The 19,104-nt window shown below is 70.4% G+C and carries 24 protein-coding genes, 1 tRNA gene and 1 riboswitch; of the genes, 9 read left to right on the top strand and 16 right to left on the bottom strand.

Annotation, left to right across the window (positions count from 1 at the left end; genetic code table 11):
• Positions 1 to 49 precede the first annotated feature (49 nt).
• Positions 50 to 2,509, top strand: a complete 2,460-nt coding sequence (locus tag IE248_RS19230; RefSeq protein WP_229895400.1) for a transglycosylase domain-containing protein — start codon at positions 50 to 52, stop codon at positions 2,507 to 2,509.
• Positions 2,510 to 2,542: 33 nt separating this feature from the next.
• Here the strand turns inward: IE248_RS19230 and IE248_RS19225 are convergent, their stop codons facing one another.
• The 3 genes from IE248_RS19225 to IE248_RS19215 all read right to left on the bottom strand — a co-directional run bounded on the left by IE248_RS19225 (position 2,543) and on the right by IE248_RS19215 (position 3,752).
• On the bottom strand, positions 2,543 to 2,863 hold the full coding sequence (locus tag IE248_RS19225) for a DMT family transporter (RefSeq protein WP_030158619.1): 321 nt from the start codon (positions 2,861 to 2,863) through the stop codon (positions 2,543 to 2,545).
• Between the two features lie 35 nt (positions 2,864 to 2,898).
• Positions 2,899 to 2,978: riboswitch (guanidine-III (ykkC-III) riboswitch) on the bottom strand.
• 65 nt (positions 2,979 to 3,043) lie between these two features.
• The gene (locus IE248_RS19220) at positions 3,044 to 3,388 is read right to left on the bottom strand and encodes a GroES family chaperonin (RefSeq protein WP_008742590.1); all 345 of its coding nucleotides are present in this window, start codon (positions 3,386 to 3,388) and stop codon (positions 3,044 to 3,046) included.
• A 46-nt stretch (positions 3,389 to 3,434) separates the two neighbouring features.
• The gene (locus IE248_RS19215; protein ID WP_008742591.1) at positions 3,435 to 3,752 is read right to left on the bottom strand and encodes a DUF3618 domain-containing protein; all 318 of its coding nucleotides are present in this window, start codon (positions 3,750 to 3,752) and stop codon (positions 3,435 to 3,437) included.
• A 118-nt stretch (positions 3,753 to 3,870) separates the two neighbouring features.
• Between IE248_RS19215 and bcp the strand changes: the two genes are divergently transcribed.
• Together bcp and IE248_RS19205 are read left to right on the top strand one after the other, a co-directional pair.
• A complete protein-coding gene (gene bcp, locus IE248_RS19210; protein ID WP_008742592.1) occupies positions 3,871 to 4,338 on the top strand; it encodes a thioredoxin-dependent thiol peroxidase in 468 nt (155 codons plus the stop codon).
• A 97-nt stretch (positions 4,339 to 4,435) separates the two neighbouring features.
• Positions 4,436 to 4,519 (top strand) — tRNA-Leu (locus IE248_RS19205).
• Positions 4,520 to 4,578: 59 nt separating this feature from the next.
• Here IE248_RS19205 and rdgB read toward each other — a convergent pair.
• The 4 genes from rdgB to IE248_RS19185 all read right to left on the bottom strand — a co-directional run bounded on the left by rdgB (position 4,579) and on the right by IE248_RS19185 (position 6,815).
• Positions 4,579 to 5,187 (bottom strand): RdgB/HAM1 family non-canonical purine NTP pyrophosphatase, encoded by a 609-nt coding sequence (gene rdgB / locus IE248_RS19200; RefSeq protein WP_008742593.1) that lies wholly within the window; start codon positions 5,185 to 5,187, stop codon positions 4,579 to 4,581.
• A gap of 29 nt (positions 5,188 to 5,216) precedes the next feature.
• A complete protein-coding gene (locus tag IE248_RS19195; protein WP_008742594.1) occupies positions 5,217 to 5,597 on the bottom strand; it encodes a hypothetical protein in 381 nt (126 codons plus the stop codon).
• A gap of 143 nt (positions 5,598 to 5,740) precedes the next feature.
• Entirely contained in the window at positions 5,741 to 6,475 is a 735-nt protein-coding gene (rph, locus tag IE248_RS19190) for a ribonuclease PH (RefSeq protein WP_008742595.1), read from the bottom strand.
• 106 nt (positions 6,476 to 6,581) lie between these two features.
• Positions 6,582 to 6,815, bottom strand: a complete 234-nt coding sequence (locus IE248_RS19185; protein WP_073799335.1) for a PTS sugar transporter subunit IIB — start codon at positions 6,813 to 6,815, stop codon at positions 6,582 to 6,584.
• Positions 6,816 to 7,042: 227 nt separating this feature from the next.
• On the opposite strand from IE248_RS19185, the gene IE248_RS19180 reads away from it, so the two are divergent.
• Both IE248_RS19180 and IE248_RS19175 read left to right on the top strand, forming a co-directional pair.
• Complete coding sequence (locus tag IE248_RS19180) at positions 7,043 to 8,344, top strand: PTS transporter subunit EIIC (protein ID WP_073799334.1); 1,302 nt, start codon at positions 7,043 to 7,045, stop codon at positions 8,342 to 8,344.
• A gap of 301 nt (positions 8,345 to 8,645) precedes the next feature.
• A complete protein-coding gene (locus IE248_RS19175; protein WP_037797652.1) occupies positions 8,646 to 9,920 on the top strand; it encodes a PTS transporter subunit EIIC in 1,275 nt (424 codons plus the stop codon).
• 62 nt (positions 9,921 to 9,982) lie between these two features.
• Here the strand turns inward: IE248_RS19175 and IE248_RS19170 are convergent, their stop codons facing one another.
• Positions 9,983 to 10,735: an MBL fold metallo-hydrolase gene (locus tag IE248_RS19170; RefSeq protein ID WP_037797654.1), complete on the bottom strand. Its 753-nt coding sequence runs from the start codon at positions 10,733 to 10,735 to the stop codon at positions 9,983 to 9,985.
• Between the two features lie 206 nt (positions 10,736 to 10,941).
• Here IE248_RS19170 and IE248_RS19165 point away from each other — a divergent pair, with 206 nt between their 5' ends.
• Complete coding sequence (locus IE248_RS19165; protein WP_008742601.1) at positions 10,942 to 11,361, top strand: hypothetical protein; 420 nt, start codon at positions 10,942 to 10,944, stop codon at positions 11,359 to 11,361.
• Entirely contained in the window at positions 11,361 to 11,723 is a 363-nt protein-coding gene (locus tag IE248_RS19160) for a DUF488 domain-containing protein (protein WP_037794221.1), read from the top strand. Before IE248_RS19165 ends, IE248_RS19160 begins: the two co-directional genes overlap by 1 nt.
• Before the next feature lie 105 nt (positions 11,724 to 11,828).
• Here the strand turns inward: IE248_RS19160 and IE248_RS19155 are convergent, their stop codons facing one another.
• The 7 genes from IE248_RS19155 to clpS all read right to left on the bottom strand — a co-directional run bounded on the left by IE248_RS19155 (position 11,829) and on the right by clpS (position 16,579).
• Entirely contained in the window at positions 11,829 to 12,779 is a 951-nt protein-coding gene (locus IE248_RS19155; protein WP_008742603.1) for a PLP-dependent cysteine synthase family protein, read from the bottom strand.
• Positions 12,779 to 13,066 carry a MoaD/ThiS family protein gene (locus tag IE248_RS19150; RefSeq protein ID WP_008742604.1) on the bottom strand — a complete coding sequence of 96 codons (288 nt, stop codon included), beginning with the start codon at positions 13,064 to 13,066 and terminating at the stop codon, positions 12,779 to 12,781. The genes IE248_RS19155 and IE248_RS19150 overlap by 1 nt, the downstream gene beginning before the upstream one ends.
• 78 nt (positions 13,067 to 13,144) lie before the next feature.
• Positions 13,145 to 13,255, bottom strand: a complete 111-nt coding sequence (locus IE248_RS38570; protein ID WP_008742605.1) for a putative leader peptide — start codon at positions 13,253 to 13,255, stop codon at positions 13,145 to 13,147.
• A 77-nt stretch (positions 13,256 to 13,332) separates the two neighbouring features.
• Positions 13,333 to 13,755, bottom strand: a complete 423-nt coding sequence (locus IE248_RS19145; RefSeq protein ID WP_190031249.1) for a M67 family metallopeptidase — start codon at positions 13,753 to 13,755, stop codon at positions 13,333 to 13,335.
• Positions 13,756 to 13,872: 117 nt separating this feature from the next.
• The gene (locus IE248_RS19140; RefSeq protein ID WP_073799332.1) at positions 13,873 to 15,330 is read right to left on the bottom strand and encodes an amino acid permease; all 1,458 of its coding nucleotides are present in this window, start codon (positions 15,328 to 15,330) and stop codon (positions 13,873 to 13,875) included.
• Between the two features lie 332 nt (positions 15,331 to 15,662).
• Entirely contained in the window at positions 15,663 to 16,265 is a 603-nt protein-coding gene (locus IE248_RS19135) for a DUF2017 domain-containing protein (protein WP_037794227.1), read from the bottom strand.
• Positions 16,265 to 16,579 (bottom strand): ATP-dependent Clp protease adapter ClpS, encoded by a 315-nt coding sequence (gene clpS / locus IE248_RS19130; protein ID WP_008742609.1) that lies wholly within the window; start codon positions 16,577 to 16,579, stop codon positions 16,265 to 16,267. The genes IE248_RS19135 and clpS overlap by 1 nt, the downstream gene beginning before the upstream one ends.
• 81 nt (positions 16,580 to 16,660) lie before the next feature.
• Here clpS and IE248_RS19125 point away from each other — a divergent pair, with 81 nt between their 5' ends.
• Positions 16,661 to 17,989, top strand: a complete 1,329-nt coding sequence (locus IE248_RS19125) for a nicotinate phosphoribosyltransferase (RefSeq protein WP_073799331.1) — start codon at positions 16,661 to 16,663, stop codon at positions 17,987 to 17,989.
• Between the two features lie 167 nt (positions 17,990 to 18,156).
• Entirely contained in the window at positions 18,157 to 18,756 is a 600-nt protein-coding gene (locus IE248_RS19120) for an isochorismatase family protein (RefSeq protein ID WP_073799330.1), read from the top strand.
• Between the two features lie 34 nt (positions 18,757 to 18,790).
• Here the strand turns inward: IE248_RS19120 and IE248_RS19115 are convergent, their stop codons facing one another.
• Positions 18,791 to 19,096, bottom strand: coding sequence for a hypothetical protein (locus IE248_RS19115; protein ID WP_037794252.1), 306 nt, complete (start codon positions 19,094 to 19,096; stop codon positions 18,791 to 18,793).
• Between the last annotated feature and the right edge of the window lie 8 nt (positions 19,097 to 19,104).

Here is a 19,104-nt window from a genome sequence, read left to right as displayed (position 1 = left end):
CATGAGGTACAGAAGTGGATATTTCGTACGGCGTCGAGGAGTTCCGGAGATGAGCGACCAGTCACCACCCCCGGGCTGGACCCCTCGCGATCCGGACACCCCCGAAGACCCCGGCCAGAACGGCCCGACGGGAAGGAGCGGCCAGGCGGGAAAGACGGGAAGGACCCCCAAGGCCCGCCGCCCGCGCACCGGCTGGCGCCGCTTCGTCCCCGGCTGGCGCCTCGTCCTCGGCTGTCTGCTGCTCTTCGCGCTCCTGCTCGGCGGCGCCCTGGTCGCCGGCTATCTGCTCGTCGACATCCCGCCCGCCAACTCCGCCGCGATCGCGCAGTCCAACGTCTACCTCTACTCCGACGGTTCCCAGCTCGCCCGCGACGGCGAGGTCAACCGCGTCAACGTGCCGCTCTCCCAGATCCCCCGGACCGTCCAGGAAGCCGTACTGGCCGCCGAGGACCGGGACTTCCACTCCGAACGGGCGGTGGACCCAAAGGCGATGCTGCGCGCCGCCTGGAACACGCTCATGGGCAAGGGCAAACAGTCCGGCTCGACGATCACCCAGCAGTACGTCAAGAACTACTACTTGGGCCAGGAACAGACGGTCAGCCGGAAGGTCAAGGAGTTCTTCATCGCGATCAAACTCGGTCGCGAGGAGTCCAAGAACCACATCCTTGAGGGCTACCTGAACACCAGCTACTTCGGCCGCAACGCCTACGGCATCCAGGCCGCCGCACAGGCCTACTACGGCAAGGACGTCGGCAGACTCACCACCGCCGAGGGCGCCTACCTCGCCACCCTCCTCAACTCCCCCAGCGCCTTCGACGTCGTCGCCCACCCGCAGAGCCGCGCCCGCGCGGTCGCCCGCTGGAACTACGTACTCGACGGCATGGTCAAGAAGGGCTGGATGAGCCAGGCCGAGCGGGCTGCCACCCGCTTCCCCGAACCCGGCAAGATCCGCCCCGCCGCCGGGCTGTCGGGGCAGCGCGGCTACCTCGTCGAGGCCGTCAAGGACTACATCCTCGACCACAAGATCCTCGACGACGCCACCCTCGCCGAGGGCGGCTACCGGATCACCACCACCATCGACAAGCGCCGCCAGAACGCCTTCGTGGACGCCGTCGACGAGGAGATGGTCTCCGAACTCGAACCCGGGACGCGCAAGGCGGACCGCCTGGTGCGCGCCGGCGGGGCCTCCATCGACCCGGCGACCGGCAAGGTCGTCGCCATGTACGGGGGCATCGACTACACCAAGCAGTACGTCAACAACGCGACCCGGCACGACTACCAGGTGGCCTCCACCTTCAAGCCGTTCGTCTTCACCTCCGCCGTCGAGAACGGCTCCCGCACCCGGGACGGCCGCCGGATCACCCCGAACACGATCTACAACGGCGACAACAGGCGCCCGGTGGTCGGCAGTTCCGTCCCCTTCGCCCCGGAGAACGAGGGGCGGCTCTCGTACGGCGACATCACCGTCAACACCGCCACCGACCTCTCCGTCAACGCCGTGTACGCGCAGATGGCCGTCGACGTCGGCACGGACAAGGTCAAGAAGACCGCCATTTCGCTCGGCATCCCCGAGAACACCCCGAACTTCGTGTCGGGCCCGGCCATGGCGCTCGGCACCATGCAGGCCAGCGTCCTCGACATGACCCAGGCCTACGCGACCCTCGCCGACCACGGCCGCTACACCCCCTACACCCTGGTCGAGAAGATCACCAAGGAGGGGGACACGGTCAAGCTGCCCGACCGCACCCCGCTCCAGGTCGTCTCCCGCGAGGCCGCCGACACCACCACCTCGATGCTGGTCAGCGTCGTCGACAACGGCACCGGTACGGCGGCCCTCGCCGCCGGGCATCCGGCGGCCGGCAAGACCGGCACCGCCGAGCAGGACCGCGCGGCCTGGTTCGCGGGCTACACCCCGGACCTGGTCACGGTCGTGTCGATGATGGGCCAGGACCCGGACACCGGCACCCTCCAACCCCTCTACGGGGCGCTGGGCGAGAACCGGATCGGCGGCGGGGGCTACCCGGCCCGGATCTGGGCGGCCTATACGAAGACGGCCCTGGAGGCCTCGGAGCCGGAGGACTTCGACCTCGAACTCGAACCGGGCGCGGCCCAGTCACCGCCCCCGCCCCCGCCGGCGGACACCCCGGAGCAGTCCCCGGACGACGAACAGAGCCCCGGGCCGCCGGCACGGCCCTCCCGGCCGACGGGCGGCCAGAACAACGGCGGGCAGTCACAGGGCGGCCAGAACCAGGGCCAGAGCCAAGGCCAGAACCAGGGCGGCCAGAACAACGGCGGCGCCACCAACCAAGGCACCGACGCCGGAACCTCCCAGGGCACTGACCAAGGCTCCACCCAGGGCGCCGACCAAGGCACCGCCCAAGGCGCAGACCAGGGCTCCACCCAAGGCGCGGACGCCGGCGCGGATGCCGGCACCACCGCCGGCCCCCAGGGCCTCACCCAGGGCGGCACGACGGCGGGCCGCCGCCCGCTCCCCGAATTCGTGGAATAGCGGGGAACAGCGGAACGGAACGGCGGAACGGATTCAGTGACCGGAAGTCGCCTTCAGCCCCACCACGGCGACCAGCAGCAGACAGATGAAGAAGATCCGGGCGGCGGTGACGGGCTCCCCCAGCACCGCCATGCCGAGCACCGCGGCCCCGGCCGCACCGATGCCCACCCACACCCCGTACGCCGTACCGATCGGGAGGGTCTTCGCGGCGTACGACAGCAGCACCATGCTCGCGACGATGCCGGCGCCCGTGAACACACTGGGCCACAGGCGGGTGAATCCCTCGGTGAACTTCATGCCGATCGACCAGCCGACTTCGAGCAGACCGGCGACGAGAAGCAGAACCCAGGCCATGACGGGCACCTCCGGAACGAGAGCGAGAGCTACGGGGTGCGTCGTCTTTTCAGCCAGCTACCCGGTACGGCGCGTCTCGTCGGGGGTTCCCCTCCACCGTAGCAAAAGGGCATACGAAGGGCCGGTGACCTCGGTCACCGGCCCTTGTCCGCCGTCCTCGCGTCCTCGCGTCCTACGGGGTCACAGGTAGAGCCCGGTGGAGTCCTTGGACCCCTCCAGCCGCTCGGCGGCCACCGCGTGCAGGTCCCGCTCGCGCATCAGCACGTACGTCGCCCCGCGCACCTCGACCTCGGCCCGATCCTCGGGGTCGTACAGCACCCGGTCGCCCGGCTCCACGCTCCGTACGTTCTGCCCGACCGCGACCACCTCGGCCCAGGCCAGCCTCTTGCCCACGGCGGCCGTCGCCGGGATCAGGATGCCGCCGCCGGAGCGGCGCTCGCCCTCCGGCGAGTCCGACTTCACGAGCACGCGGTCGTGCAGCATGCGAATGGGCAGCTTGTCGTGGGTGGTGGTGTTCTCGCTCACCCCTCGAACCTACCCGCCCGCGCCCGCCCCGGACCGCGCAGGGTCATCAGCGCTTGCGGCGCGCCGACACGACCACCAGGCCGACCACACCGACGGCGAACAGCGCCACCGGCACGATCCGCTCGGGACGCGGGCTGCCGTCCTCGTTGCACAGGCCCGCCTTCACGTCGGTCACGAGGCGGTTCACCGCGACGACGACGCGCCCGGCGGTCTGGTCGACGGTCGAGGCGACCTTGGCCTTGGCGTCCCCGACGATCGTCTTCGGATGCATGCGCACACCGATCTCGTCGAGCGTCTCGGCGAGCTGCTCGCGCCTGCGGACGATGTCCGCCTCGATCTGTGCGGGGGTCCTGGCTTCCGGCACCGCGCTGCCTCCGTCGTCGTGTCGTGCGAGTGGTCGCATGGCGGGCGTGATCCGCCCCTGGACAGTCTGTCAGCTTAGTCTCGTGCGGTACCGATCCCCTCCCGAGGAGACTGTTGAGATGAGCGAGCGACTTCAGCCGGGCGACACCGCCCCTGCCTTCACCCTGCCCGACGCGGACGGCAACGAGGTCTCGCTCGCCGACCACAAGGGCCGCAAGGTCATCGTGTACTTCTACCCGGCCGCCCTGACGCCGGGCTGCACGAAGCAGGCCTGCGACTTCACGGACAACCTGGCCGTACTGGCCCAGGCGGGTTACGACGTCATCGGCGTCTCCCCGGACAAGCCGGAGAAGCTGGCGAAGTTCCGGGAGCAGGAGCACCTGTCGGTCACCCTGGTCGGCGACCCGTCCAAGGAGGTCCTGACGGCGTACGGCGCGTTCGGCGAGAAGAAGCTGTACGGCAAGACGGTCACCGGCGTCATCCGCTCCACGGTGATCGTCGACGAGGAGGGCAAGGTCGAGCGCGCCCTCTACAACGTCAAGGCCACGGGCCACGTAGCCAAGATCATCAAGGACCTGGGCATCTGACCCACGGCTGACTCCCATCTGACCCCCACGGGGCCCCGGCAGTCGTACACTGACCGCAGCCATGCAGAGCCGATGTCCAAATTGGCCCGCTTGGTAGGCGGTTGTGGTGGAATTGGCAGTCACGCTGGGTTTAGGTCCCAGTGGGGTAAAACCCGTGGGGGTTCGAGTCCCCCCAACCGCACCTCGACGAAGGCCCCGCGCGCGAGTACCGCGTACGGGGCCTTCGGCGCGCTCGGGGCGTCAGCCCAGCAGGGCGCGGATGAAGGGGACCAGGGCGCGGAAGGCCTGGCCGCGGTGGGAGATGGCGTTCTTCTCCGCCGCCGTGAGTTCGGCGCAGGTGCGGGTGTCGCCCGTGGGCTGGAGGATCGGGTCGTAGCCGAAGCCGCCGGTGCCGGCCGGGGTGTGGCGGAGGGTGCCGAGGAGGCGGCCCTCGACCACGCGCTCGGTGCCGTCCGGGAGGGCGAGGGCGGCGGCGCAGGCGAAGTGGGCGCCGCGGTTCTCGTCGGCGATGTCCCCGAGCTGGGCCAGGAGCAGGTCCAGGTTGGCCTTGTCGTCGCCGTGGGTGCCGGCCCAGCGGGCGGAGAAGATGCCGGGGGCGCCGTTCAGGACGTCCACGCACAGGCCGGAGTCGTCGGCGACGGCGGGCAGGCCCGTGGCCTGGGCGAGGGCGTGGGCCTTGAGGAGGGCGTTCTCGGCGAAGGTGACGCCGGTTTCCTTGACGTCGGGGATCTGCGGGTACGCGTCCGCGCCGACCAGCTCGTGCGGCAGGCCGGCGTCGGACAGGATGGCGCGGAGTTCGGTGACTTTGCCCGCGTTGCGGGTGGCGAGGATCAGGCGGCTGGTCGTCATGCGTCCATTATTCCGGCCGCCCCGCGCGCTCAGCCCGGGGTGCAGACCTTGGAGATCTCCGACGCCGCGTCCGCGACCGGGGTGATGTCGGGGGCGGAGTTGCCGCCTTCGATGGACGTGCGGACGTTCTTGACGGCCGTGTTCATCGAGTCGATCGCCTTGCGCAGGTCGGCGTTGTCCGTCTGGTCGCCGATCTTCTTGAGGTTCTGGTCGATCTGGCTGAGGGCGTTCTGCGCGTCCTGCGGGCTGTTCCCGGCCTGCGAGACGGCCTGCTGGAGGTCGTTCGCCCCGTCCGTGATGGCCACCGCCGTGTTGGCGCAGTCCATCGCCGTCGAGATCGCGTCGCAGGAGGTGAGGGCGGGGACGGTCAGGACGGCTGCCACCGCGACGGCGGCTATGCGGAGCTTCATGCGGATCCCCCAGGGGCGAGACGGGCGTACGGACGTACGGCGTACGGGAGTACGAGGTGACGTGGAAGGGCGCACGGTAGTGACTACCGTGCGCCCGTGTCTACGAGGACGCCGGGGCGGGCCCGGCGGTTGCCGTCGTACCGCTACGGGGCCTGGAGGTCGAGCGCGCCCAGCTGGAGGGCCTGGAGGTCGGCGCAGCCGCCGGCGGCCAGGTCGAGGAGGGCGTTGAGCTCCTTGCGGTCAAAGGGCTCGCCCTCGGCGGTGCCCTGGACCTCGACGAAGCGGCCGTCGCCGGTGCAGACGACGTTCATGTCGGTCTCGGCCCGCACGTCCTCCTCGTAGCAGAGGTCGAGGAGCGGCTCGCCGTCGACGATGCCGACGCTGACGGCGGCGACGGTGCCGGTGAGCGGCTTGCGGCCGGCCTTGATCAGCTTCTTGCGCTGGCCCCAGGCGACGGCGTCGGCGAGGGCGACGTAGGCGCCGGTGATGGCGGCGGTGCGGGTGCCGCCGTCGGCCTGGAGGACGTCGCAGTCCAGGACGATGGTGTTCTCGCCGAGGGCCTTGTAGTCGATGACGGCGCGCAGCGAGCGGCCGATGAGGCGGGAGATCTCGTGGGTGCGGCCGCCGATCTTGCCGCGGACGGATTCGCGGTCGCCGCGGGTGTTGGTGGAGCGGGGCAGCATCGAGTACTCGGAGGTGACCCAGCCTTCGCCGCTGCCCTTGCGCCAGCGCGGGACGCCTTCGGTGAAGGAGGCGGTGCAGAAGACCTTGGTGTCTCCGAAGGAGATGAGGACGGAGCCCTCGGCGTGCTTGCTCCATCCGCGTTCGATGGTGACCGGGCGGAGCTGTTCGGGCGTACGGCCGTCGATGCGAGACATGGCTCCGAGCCTAGTCGCTGCGGGCGAACGCGAAGACCCCGTCCGGGTGCTCGCGGGACGGGGTCTGCGGGGTGGTGCGGGGTCTAGCGGGTCCGGTCGGTCCGGATCACATCATGTCTTCGATGTCGGCGGCGATCGGGTCGGCGTCGGTGCCGATGACGACCTGGATCGCGGTGCCCATCTTGACGACGCCGTGGGCGCCGGCCGCCTTGAGCGCGACTTCGTCGACGAGGTCGGGGTTGACGACCTCGGTGCGCAGGCGGGTGATGCAGCCCTCGACCTCTTCGATGTTCTCGATGCCGCCGAGCCCGGCGACGATCTTCTCAGCCTTGGTGGCCATGGTTTCTCCCTGAGTGATGCGAAGAACGAGTCTCAGCGGCCGGAACATGGATTCCCACCGGAGCGGTCCGCGTTGTCACGGTAACGCACGGTTGGCCCATCTACACGGGCGCGTGTCCGGTCCCTGCCGAATCATGACGATCAGCAGCAACCTACCCACAACTGGTCTACACCAGTGTGCCGTACGTGTTGCGGCAGCCAAAAACGGGCCGGTCAGGGAGGACACCGATGAGCGCGACCAGCGCCACCGCAGTGCCGCAACCGAATTGGCGGAACCACCTGTTCCAGGCGTTGCAGAAGATGGGCCGGAGCCTTCAGCTGCCGATCGCGGTCCTCCCCGCGGCCGGCATCCTCAACCGCTTCGGCCAGCCCGACATGTTCGGCACGGACGGCCTCGGCTGGACGGACGTCGCCAAGGTCATGGCCGCCGCGGGCGGCGCGCTGCTCAACGCGGACCTCGGCCTGCCGCTCCTCTTCTGCGTCGGCGTCGCGATCGGCATGGCCAAGAAGGCGGACGGGTCGACCGCCCTGGCCGCGGTGGTCGGCTTCCTCGTCTACCGGAGCGTGCTGCGGGTCTTCCCCACCCCCTGCCCGACGGGGACGAAGGACATCGGGGGCGGCTGCCTGGGGCCGGACGACACCTTCGCCGAGTACACCTTCCAGAACCCGGGGGTCTTCGGCGGCATCGTCATGGGCCTGCTGGCCGCCTGGTTCTGGCAGCGCTACCACCGGGTCAAGCTGGTGGACTGGCTCGGCTTCTTCAACGGCCGCCGGCTGGTCCCGATCATCATGACCTTCGTCGCGATCGCCTTCGCCTCGCTCTGCCTGTGGATCTGGCCGCCGATCGGCGACGGGCTGGAGAGCTTCTCCGACTGGCTGGTCGGGCTGAGCTCCCTGGGTTCCGGCATCTTCGGCGTCGCGAACCGGGCCCTGCTGGTGATCGGCCTGCACCAGTTCCTGAACGTGCCGGTGTGGTTCCAGTTCGGCAGCTACACCAAGCCGGACGGCCAGGTCGTGCACGGTGACATCCCGATGTTCCTGGCCGGCGATCCGAACGCCGGGCTGTTCCTCTCCGGCTTCTTCCCGATCATGATGTTCGCCCTGCCCGCCGCGGCGCTGGCCATCACCCACTGCGCGAAGCCGGCGCGGCGCAAGGAGGTGGGGGGCCTGATGCTGTCGGTGGCCCTGACCTCGTTCGTCACGGGGATCACGGAGCCGCTGGAGTACTCGTTCCTCTTCGTGGCGCCCGCGCTGTACGCGGTCCACGCGCTGCTGACGGGCGTGTCGATGGCGGTGACCTGGGGGCTGGGCGTGCACGACGGCTTCAGCTTCTCGGCCGGGCTGATCGACTACGTCATCAACTGGGGGCTGGCGACCAAGCCGTGGCTGATCATTCCGATCGGGCTGTGCTTCGCCGTCGTCTATTACGTCGTCTTCCGGTTCGCGATCACGAAGTTCGACATCCCGACTCCGGGGCGGGAGACGGACGAGGAGATCGCGGCGATGGAGGCGGACAACACCAAGGCCTGAGCCGGCCTCCCCACCGCGGCCGCACCGCGCCGGAAACGTGTCCCTGAGCGGGTCGCGGACCACTCCGTCAAGGGCCCCCGGATCACGATCCGGGGGCCTTCGGCACGTCCGGGAAGATGTGACCCAGGCCACAGGAAATCGAAGGTTCCTTATCTAACCCTCACCGTGTTACAACTGGTCTACACCATGCATTGGTGTAGACCACGACCGCTTCCCCCGGCGGCGTGTGCCCCCCTTTTCGAGACGTCGCCGTCCTCTTGGTTCCACCCCCCTGGCGGCGCCTTGCTCCCCGGAGGAAGTTATGAGTACGGCTACTGACGCCGCCGCACCGCCCGCCAAGAAGCGGGGGGCCGGTCTGATCCAGGGTCTGCAGAAGGTCGGCCGCAGCCTCCAGCTGCCCATCGCCGTCCTGCCCGCCGCCGGCATCCTGCTGCGCCTCGGCCAGCCCGACGTCTTCGGCAAGGACGGTCTCGGCTGGGGCAAGGTCGCCACGGTGTTCGCCACCGCCGGTGACGCCGTCTTCGCGAACCTGCCGCTGCTGTTCTGCATCGGCGTCGCGATCGGCTTCGCGAAGAAGGCGGACGGTTCCACGGCGCTCGCCGCGCTCGTCGGCTTCCTCGTCTACAAGAACGTCCTCACCGCCTTCCCGGTGACCGAGGCCGTCATCAACACCACCGAGAACAAGGGTGTCGACGTCGCCGCGACGTACAACAACCCCGGCGTCCTCGGCGGCATCGTCATGGGCCTGCTCGCCGCGGTCCTGTGGCAGCGCTACCACCGCACCAAGCTGGTGGACTGGCTCGGCTTCTTCAACGGCCGCCGTCTCGTCCCGATCATCATGGCCTTCGTCGGCGTCCTGGCCGGCGTGTTCTTCGGTCTGGTCTGGGAGCCGATCGGTGAGGTCATCTCCCACTTCGGCGAGTGGATGACCGGACTGGGCTCCATCGGCGCCGGCCTCTTCGGTGTCATCAACCGCGCGCTGATCCCGATCGGCATGCACCAGTTCGTCAACACCGTCGCCTGGTTCCAGATCGGTGACTTCACCAACGCCGCCGGCGAGGTCGTCCACGGTGACCTGAACCGCTTCTTCGCCGGTGACCCGGACGCCGGTCTGTTCATGACGGGCTTCTTCCCGATCATGATGTTCGGCCTCCCGGCCGCCGCCCTGGCCATCGCGCACACCGCCCGCCCGGAGCGCCGCAAGGCCGTCACCGGCATGATGGTCTCGCTCGCGCTCACCTCGTTCGTCACGGGTGTCACCGAGCCCATCGAGTTCTCGTTCATGTTCATCGCGCCGGTGCTGTACGCGATCCACGCCGTCCTGACCGCCGTCTCGATGGCCGTCACCTGGGCGCTCGGGGTCCACGCGGGCTTCACCTTCTCCGCGGGTCTGATCGACCTCGGCCTCGGCTGGAACAAGGCGACCAACCCCTGGATGATCATTCCGATCGGTCTGGTCTTCGGAGCGGTCTACTACTTCGGATTCCGCTTCGCGATCACGAAGTTCAACCTCCCGACGCCGGGCCGCGAGTCCGACGAGGAGCTCGCCGAGATGGCGAAGGCCGACGCCAAGTAGGTCCTCCGCCAACGCCGAAGCCCCCGCTCCTCCTTCCGGAAGGGCGGGGGCTTCCGCGTGCGTCAGACCTCGTGGACGGCGCCGGGGTGCGCGAGCTCGACCGGGCCGTCGTACACCGCGCGGGCGTCGGCGAGGTTCTGCTGCGCGTCCGTCCACGGCGGGATGTGGGTGAGCAGCAGCCGCCCGACGCGGCTGTCGCGGGCGTACTCGCCGGCCTCGCGCCCGTTGAGGTGGAGGCCGGGGATGTCCTCCTTGCCGTGCGTGAAGGAGGCCTCGCAGAGGAAGAGGTCGGTGCCCTCGGCGAGCAGCCCGAGCTCGGGGCAGGTACCGGTGTCCCCGGAGTACGTGAGCGAGCGGCCGCCGTGCTCTACGCGGATGCCGTAGGCCTCGACGGGGTGGCAGACCTTCTCCGTGCGCACCTGGAACGGGCCGATCTCGAAGCTGCCGGACTTCAGGGTGCGGAAGTCGAAGACCTCGCTCATCGAGCGCTCGTCGGGGACGTCCTCGTAGGCGGTGGTCAGGCGCTTCTCGGTGCCCTCGGGGCCGTAGACGGGGATGGTGCCGCAGCGGCCGCCCTCGTGCCGGTAGTAGCGGGCGACGAAGTAGGCGCACATGTCGATGCAGTGATCGGCGTGCAGATGGCTCAGGAAGATCGCGTCGAGGTCGTAGAGACCGATGTGGCGCTGGAGCTCGCCGAGGGCGCCGTTGCCCATGTCGAGGAGCAGCCGGAAGCCGTCGGCCTCGACGAGGTAGCTCGAACAGGCCGAATCCGCGGACGGGAACGACCCCGAACAGCCGACGACGGTGAGCTTCATGGAGCGTGAACCTCCGTGGACGGTCCGTGGACGGAATGCGGGCCGTGCGTGCGTCGAGCGTAAGGCGCGAAACGTCCGGTCGCTCCTCCGCGGCGGGCCGTTGTGGGGGGAATCACCTGTGCTGTCACCCGGGGGAGCGACGGCTGGTACGGACGTTGCCATGCCGTGGCCGTGCCGGGCGGTGGCGCCGCGGCTACGGTCGGAGTATGGACACGTCCTGGTGGCCTGCCGTCGCCGCGGTCGTCGCGGTGGCGCTGGTGGTCCTGGTCGCGGGGCGTCGGCCGGAGGCCGCGCGCCGGGAGCCGGCCGCGCGCGGGACCGGCCCGCCGCCGCGGCCGCGGGCGGGTGAGCTGTGGTCCGTAGCGGACGGGCGGCCGTGCCTGGTGCTCGCGGTGGCGTCGGTACGGGGCCACCGGGCGCGGGTCGCGTGGATCACCGGGAAGTACGACGACCGGCGCGCCGGGGTCGTCCCGCTGTCACCGGGTACGCCGGGGGTGCGGGGGCGGGCGGGTTTCCTGGAGGCGGACCGGCCGGCGGAGGTGTCGCTGTGGGACTTCCGGCGCAGGCTCGGCGTACTGGATCCGGCGGTGTGGGACGAGGCCCGGGGCCTGGGCGGAGGCAAGTGATGACGGCGGCGGCGGTACGGGTGCGGCGGGTCTACGATCCCCCCGAGCCGGGGGCGGACGGCGTACGGGTCCTCGTGGACCGGCTGTGGCCGCGCGGGCTCGCGAAGGCGGTGGCGGCGGTGGACGAATGGCCGAAGGAGCTGACCCCGTCGTCGGCGCTGCGCAAGGAGTTCCACGCGGGCGGGCTCTCGGAGGCGGAGTTCCGCGCGCGGTACGAGGCGGAGCTGGCCGAACCCGGGGCGGCGGCCGCGCTGTCCCGTCTGCGCGGTCTGGCGGCGTCGGGTCCGGTGACGCTGCTGACCGCCGTCAAGGACCCGGCCGCCGGACACGCGGCCGTCCTGGCCGCCCTCCTGCTCGGCTGACCGGGCGCCGAGCCCCGGCCCGCGCTGCCCGACCCCGGCCCCGGCCCGCCCCGGCCCGCGCGCCTCGGACACCGGCGGGGGCAGGGGCGGCGGGGGCGGCCGGGCTCAGGCCCAGAGCTGTCCCTGGAGGACCTCGATGGCCTCTTCCGTCGTCGCCGCCGTGTAGACGCCGGTCGAGAGGTACTTCCAGCCGCCGTCGGCCACGACGAACACGATGTCCGCCGACTCCCCCGCCGCGACCGCCTTGCGGCCCACGCCGATCGCCGCGTGCAGCGCGGCTCCGGTGGAGACGCCCGCGAAGATGCCCTCCAGCTGGAGGAGTTCGCGGGTGCGCGTCACCGCGTCCGCGGAGCCGACCGAGTACCGCGTGGTCAGCACCGAGGCGTCGTACAGCTCGGGGACGAAGCCCTCGTCCAGGTTGCGGAGCCCGTAGACCAGGTCGTCGTAGCGCGGTTCGGCGGCGACGATCCTGATGCCCTCCACGTGTTCGCGCAGGTAGCGGCCGACGCCCATCAGGGTGCCCGTCGTACCGAGGCCCGCCACGAAGTGGGTGATGGAGGGGAGGTCCGCGAGGATCTCCGGGCCCGTCGTCGCGTAGTGGGCGCCCGCGTTGTCCGGGTTGCCGTACTGGTAGAGCATCACCCACGAGGGGTTCTGCTCCGCCAGCTCCTTCGCGACGCGCACCGCGGTGTTCGAGCCGCCCGCGGCGGGCGAGGGGATGATCTCGGCTCCCCACATCCGCAGGAGGTCACGGCGCTCCTGGGAGGTGTTCTCCGGCATGACGCACACGATCTTGTAGCCCTTGAGCTTCGCCGCCATGGCGAGCGAGATGCCGGTGTTGCCCGAGGTGGGCTCCAGGATCGTGCAGCCGGGGTACAGCCGGCCGTCCTTCTCCGCCTGCTCGACCATGTGGAGCGCGGGGCGGTCCTTGATCGAGCCGGTCGGGTTGCGGTCCTCCAGCTTCGCCCAGATCCGCACGTCGGCGGAGGGCGACAGCCGGGGCAGCCGCACCAGCGGCGTGTTGCCGACGGCGGCCAGTGGGGAGTCGTAACGCATTACTTCGATCCGCCGGCCACGGCCGGGAGGATGGTGACGTTGTCGCCGTCCTTGAGCGCGGTGGAGATGCCGTCGAGGAAGCGGACGTCCTCGTCGTTGAGGTAGACGTTCACGAAGCGGCGCAGCTCGCCGCCCTTGGCGTCGTCGACGATGCGCTCCTGGATGCCCTTGTGGCGGGTCTCCAGGTCGGCGAACAGCTCGGCCAGCGTGGCGCCCTCACCGTTGACGGCCTTCTCGCCGTCGGTGTAGGTGCGGAGGATGGTGGGGATGCGGACCTCGATGGCCATGGCTGGCTCCAGTGTCGTGAAGGGGCTTGGGGGCGCGCGGCGTGAAGGGCCCCCGCGCGAGGTGGGCTCGGGCCGTACTCAGGCGGCGGCAGGACAGATGGCGCTGGCGAGACGGCACAGGTCGACGTGCAGCCGGGCCACGAGCAGCAGGCTGCTGGGCGTCTCGATGCTCACGTCGTGGGAAACCATGCGGTCATGTTAACGATTCCCGGTCCCCCGTTTGGAGTGTGATTCCACATCGTGGACCAAAACCGCTCACATGCTGGTCAGTAGCCCGCTACGACCTGCACTTCTTCCTCTGTGATCATGCCGTCGACGATCCGATAGGAGCGGAACTGGAACTCCCCGAGGCCGTCCTGGTCGGCGGTGGAGACGAGCACGTAGTGCGCGCCGGGCTCGTTGGCGTACGTGACGTCCGTGCGCGAGGGGTAGGCCTCGGTCGCGGTGTGCGAGTGGTAGACGATGACGGGGTCCTCGTCCCGGTCGTCGAGTTCGCGGTAGAGCTTCAGCAGGTCCTTCGAGTCGAACTCGTAGAACGTGGGCGAGCGGGCGGCGTTGAGCATCGGGATGAACCGCTCCGGGCGGCCGGTGCCCGCCGGGCCGGCCACGACTCCGCACGCCTCGTCGGGGTGGTCCTTGCGGGCGTGCTCGACGATCTGGTCGTACAGGGCCTGGGTGAGGGTCAGCATGAGCGACAGGATAAGCAGACGGGCCCTCCGGTACCGAGGAGCGGTACGGGAGGGCCCGGATGCTGGACAGGAGCCTGTCGGGGGGCCGTCGTGGGCCCGCCCCGCTCCGGCGGGTGCTTACTTCGAGACCTCGCTCGGGGCGGCCTTGGCGAACGCGTCGCCGCGCGGGTCGCGGGACTTCATCACCAGGTACGAGACGCCGAGGATGACGCCCCACAGCGGCGCGCAGTAGAGCGAGACGCGCGAGTCCTTGTCGGCGCCCATCATCACGATGACCATGCCGATGAAGAGCAGCGCGAACCAGCTGGTCCACGGGGCGCCGGGGGCGCGGAACGCGGACTGCGGCAGCTCGCCCCGGTCGGCCCGGGCGCGGTAGCGGATCTGGCAGACCAGGATCATGATCCAGGCCCACATGCCGGAGATGGTGGCGAAGGAGACGACGTAGTCGAAGGCCTTGCCCGGGGCGACGTAGTTGATCCAGACGCCCACCAGCATCAGCGCGGCGGAGAACGTGGTGCCGACCAGCGGGGTGCCGCTCTTGGTGAGCTTGGTGAAGAACTTCGGGCCCTGGCCGTTGAGCGCGAGGTCGCGCAGCATGCGGCCGGTGGAGTACATGCCCGAGTTGCAGGAGGACAGGGCGGCCGTCAGGACCACGAAGTTGACGATCGCGGCGCCGACGCCGAGGCCCATCTTCTCGAAGGCGGCGACGAACGGGCTGACGCCGGGCTGGAACTCGTGCCACGGGACGACCGAGAGGATCATGATGAGCGCGCCGACGTAGAAGACGGCGATGCGCCACGGCACGGTGTTGATGGCCTTGGGCAGGGTCTTCTCGGGGTCCTTGGACTCGCCGGCGGTGACGCCGACCAGCTCGACCGCGAGGAAGGCGAACATCACGATCTGCAGGGTCATCAGCGTGCCGCCGATGCCCTTGGGGAAGAAGCCGCCGTCGCTCCACAGGTTCGACACGGTCGCCGTGTCGCCGGCGTCGGAGAAGCCGATGGTGAGGATGCCGGCGCAGATCAGGATCATGCCGACGATGGCGGTGACCTTGACCATGGAGAACCAGAACTCCAGCTCACCGAAGAGCTTCACGGAGATCAGGTTGGCGCCGTAGAGGATGACGGTGAAGATCAGCGCGTAGGCCCATTGCGGGAAGCTGTCGTGGGTCCAGTACGACATGTACTGCGCGGCCGCGGTGACCTCGGTGATGCCGGTGACCACCCAGAAGAGCCAGTACGTCCAGCCGGTCACGTACCCCCAGAAGGGGCCGAGGAACTCGCGGGCGTAGTCCGAGAAGGACCCGGACACGGGGCGGTACATGAGCAGCTCGCCCAGGGCCCGCATGATGAAGAAGATGACCAGGCCCGCGATGGCGTACGCCAGGATCAGGCTGGGGCCCGCCTTGGAGATGGCCTTGCCCGCCCCCAGGAAGAGGCCGGTGCCGATGGCTCCGCCGATCGCGATCATCTGGATCTGGCGGGCGCCGAGCGCGCGGTGGTAACCCTCGCCGCTCTCGCCCTCGATGCCCTCGCCGGGCTTCTTGCCGTCCTGCTCGACCTGCACAGAGGTCATGTTTTGGTGCGCCTTTCTCCACGCCGACCCGCGCCTTGGACTGGCTGCGGATCGGGTCCTCGATCCCCCCGGATACGGATGGAGTTGCACGCCGGCGGTCAGCCGGTTCAAGCGGGCCGGGGGACATGGGTGGCGTCCCCGCGGCAGTCGTGAAGATTTATCACGTGCTTATGGGTGCGCGCGCAGGGGTGAAGTGACGCAGGCCACAAGGAATTACGGACAAAGGCCCTGGAACAGATCAGATCACCGTATGACGGTGATCTGATCGTTATCCGGATTTGAGCGTCCGCTGAGCGAACACCGTGGGTCGCCGAGGTTTTCCCGGCGTGTCCTCAGAGGGTTTCGATCAAGGTTTCCTGGAGGCCGCCGAGCCACAGGTACGCCATCACCATCGGCTTGCGCGGGTCCTCGTCCGGCAGCCGGAACAGCGCCGCGCTCTCGTCGTCCTCCGTGATGTCGAGGCGGGCCGCGATGGTGAGCCGGAGGTCGTTGAGCGCGCCGAGCCAGCGCAGCGGCAGTTCCCCGGTCAGCTCCAGGACCGCCACGCCCTCACCCACCGGACCGAGGCCGCTCAGGCTGTGCACGACGGCCAGCGCGTCCTCCCGCTTGCGGGTGCGCAGGTCGTTCTCCGTGAACCGGCGGAACTCCGAGGACCGGGCGGCCAGCTCCTCGGGGTCCACGCCCTCGTCGCCGGCGCCCGGGCCCCCGTACGCGTCGGGGAAGAGCCGGGCCAGCGCCGGGTCGGACGGCGGCTCGGTGGGACCGTCGGAGGCGAAGAGCACGGCCAGCGGATCGGCGTCGGCGGCCGGCTCGGGCTCGCCCGGGCCGATCAGCTCCAGCAGCTGGACGGCCAGGGAGCGCAGGATCGAGATCTCGATCTCGTCCAGCGCGATGGCGGCTCCGCCGCCCTTGAGGGGCTCGAAGGTGCCGCCCATCAGAAGCGGTCCTGCGAGAGCGTCGCCCACAGGCCGTAGCCGTGCATGGCCTGCACGTCGCGCTCCATTTCCTCACGGGTGCCGCTGGAGACCACGGCCCGTCCCTTGTGGTGCACGTCGAGCATCAGCTTGTGCGCCTTGTCCTTGGAATAGCCGAAGTACGCCTGGAACACGTACGTCACGTAGCTCATGAGGTTGACCGGGTCGTTGTGCACCAGGGTCACCCAGGGGACGTCGGGTTCGGGGACCGCGTAGGTCTCTTCGGCCGACTCGGTGCGTTCGATCTCAATGGGAGCAACACTCACTTGTCCCATGCTGCCACTGCGACCGGCCCGTCGCACAAACGGGTCCCGACATCTCGTCACTCTGACGAAATGTGCGCTAGCATCCGTGACATGAACCCTGCGGACCTGGGCCTGCCGGTGGACGTGCCGTCGACAGCGCTCTTCACGGACCATTACGAGCTCACGATGCTGCAGGCCGCCCTGGCCAACGGCACGGCCGACCGCCGTTCCGTCTTCGAGGTGTTCACCCGGCGGCTGCCCGAGGGACGGCGCTACGGCGTCGTCGGCGGGACCGGCCGGGTGCTCGACGCGGTCGAGAACTTCCGCTTCGACGGCGCGGTGCTGGAGTTCCTGCGCGAGCGGGCCGTCGTCGACATGCGGACCCTGGACTGGCTGGCCTCGTACCGCTTCTCGGGCGACATCTGGGGCTACCCGGAGGGAGAGGTCTACTTCCCCGGCTCCCCGGTCCTGCGGGTCGAGGGCAGCTTCGCCGAGTGCGTGCTGCTGGAGACCGTGGTCCTGTCGATCCTCAACCACGACTCGGCGATCGCGGCGGCCGCCTCCCGGATGGCCTCGGCCGCCGGCGACCGGCCGCTGATCGAGATGGGGGCGCGGCGCACCCACGAGCTGGCGGCGGTCGCGGCCTCGCGGGCGGCGTACGTGGGCGGCTTCACCTCCACCTCGGACCTGGCGGCCGGCTTCCGGTACGGGATCCCGACGGTCGGGACCTCCGCGCACGCCTTCACCCTCCTGCACGACACCGAGCGGGACGCGTTCCAGGCCCAGGTGGCCTCGCTGGGCGGCGGCACCACCCTGCTGGTGGACACCTACGACGTCGCCGAGGCGGTACGGACGGCCGTGGAGGTCGCCGGGACGGAGCTGGGCGCCGTCCGCATCGACTCCGGGGACCTGCTGCTGGTCGCGCACCGGGTGCGCGCGCAGCTGGACGACCTGGGGGCGACCGCGACGAAGATCGTGGTCACCTCCGACCTGGACGAGTACGCCATCGCCTCGCTCGCGGCGGCCCCGGTGGACGCGTACGGGGTCGGGACGCAGCTGGTGACGGGCAGCGGGCACCCGACGTGCTCGATGGTCTACAAGCTGGTGGCGCGGGCGACCTCGGCGGACCCGAAGGCGGCCCTGGTGCCGGTGGCGAAGAAGTCCACGGGCGGCAAGACCTCGGTCGGCGGACGCAAGTGGGCGGCCCGGCGCGTGGACGCGGAGGGCGTCGCCGAGGCCGAGGTGCTCGGCACCGGGCCGGTGCCGGCGGCGCTGGCGGACCGCCAGCTGCTGGTCCAGCTGGTCAAGGCGGGCGAGGTCGTGGCCCGCGAGCCCCTGGAGGCGGCCCGCGACCGCCACCGCGAGGCCCGCGCGGCCCTGCCGCTGTCCGCGACCCAGCTCTCGCGCGGCGAGGCCGTCCTCCCGACCGAGTACGCGTAGCACCCCCGGCCCCGCCCCCCGCCCCGCCCGGACCCGTCGCCGTCGCCGTCGTGGAGCCCGCACGGTGCGGCGCCGGGGCGGGTGCGGAGCCCCGGTTTCGGGAAGGGGCGGGGTGGGGGAAGAGCCCGCGCAGCGGCAACCACGACACCGACCGAAGGACACGCGACATGCACCGCGCACTGATCGTCGTCGACGTACAGAACGACTTCTGCGAAGGCGGCAGCCTCGCGGTCACCGGCGGAGCCGATGTCGCGGCCGCCGTCACCGAGCTCATCGGCCAGGCCACCGCCGGCTACCGGCACGTCGTCGCCACCCGCGACCACCACGTCGACCCCGGCGCGCACTTCGCGCACCCCCCGGCGGAGCCGGACTACGAGTCCTCGTGGCCCGTGCACTGCGTCGCCGGCACCGAGGGCGTCGGCTTCCACCCGAACTTCGCCCCCGCCGTGGCGTCCGGCAGCGTCGCCGCCGTCTTCGACAAGGGCGCGTACGAGGCGGCGTACAGCGGCTTCGAGGGCCAGGACGAGAACGGCCTCGGCCTGGCCGACTGGCTGCGCCGGCGCGAGGTCACCGAGGTCGACGTGGTCGGCATCGCCACCGACCACTGCGTCCGGGCGACCGCCCTCGACGCCGTCCGCGCGGGCTTCCGTACGCACGTCCTGCTCGACCTGACCGCCGGCGTCGCGCCGCACACCACCGCCCGCGCCCTTGAGGAGCTCCGGAAGGCCGGGGTGCACCTGTCCGGCACCCCGGTCCTCGGCGGCTGACGCGGGCGGCGGCCCCGCACGCCCCTACGCGCTCCTACGCGCCCCGCAGGAGCGCCCGGATCGGGTGCCAGAGTTCCTGGGCGTGGTCCGGCGCGCCGCGCCAGAGGAGGCCGTCCGGGTGGTGCAGGACGGCGGTCACCTCGTCCGGGGTCGGCGGCTGGGCGTTGCCGCGCAGGTAGACCGCCCGCATCCCGAGGTTCCGCAGCCTGGTCAGGGCGCGGGCCCGGTTCGCGGCGTGTACCAGTACACGGACGTTTCCCAGCTCACCGGACGGCCTCGGCAGCGTGAGCGCGACCACCACGCTGCCGCCTGGCAACCTGACGAAACCTCCACCGGGCATGATCTTCA

The sequence above is a fragment of the Streptomyces goshikiensis genome (genome assembly GCF_014650555.1).
GTDB lineage: Bacteria > Actinomycetota > Actinomycetes > Streptomycetales > Streptomycetaceae > Streptomyces > Streptomyces goshikiensis.
This window is presented reverse-complemented; position numbering and strand designations above follow the sequence as displayed.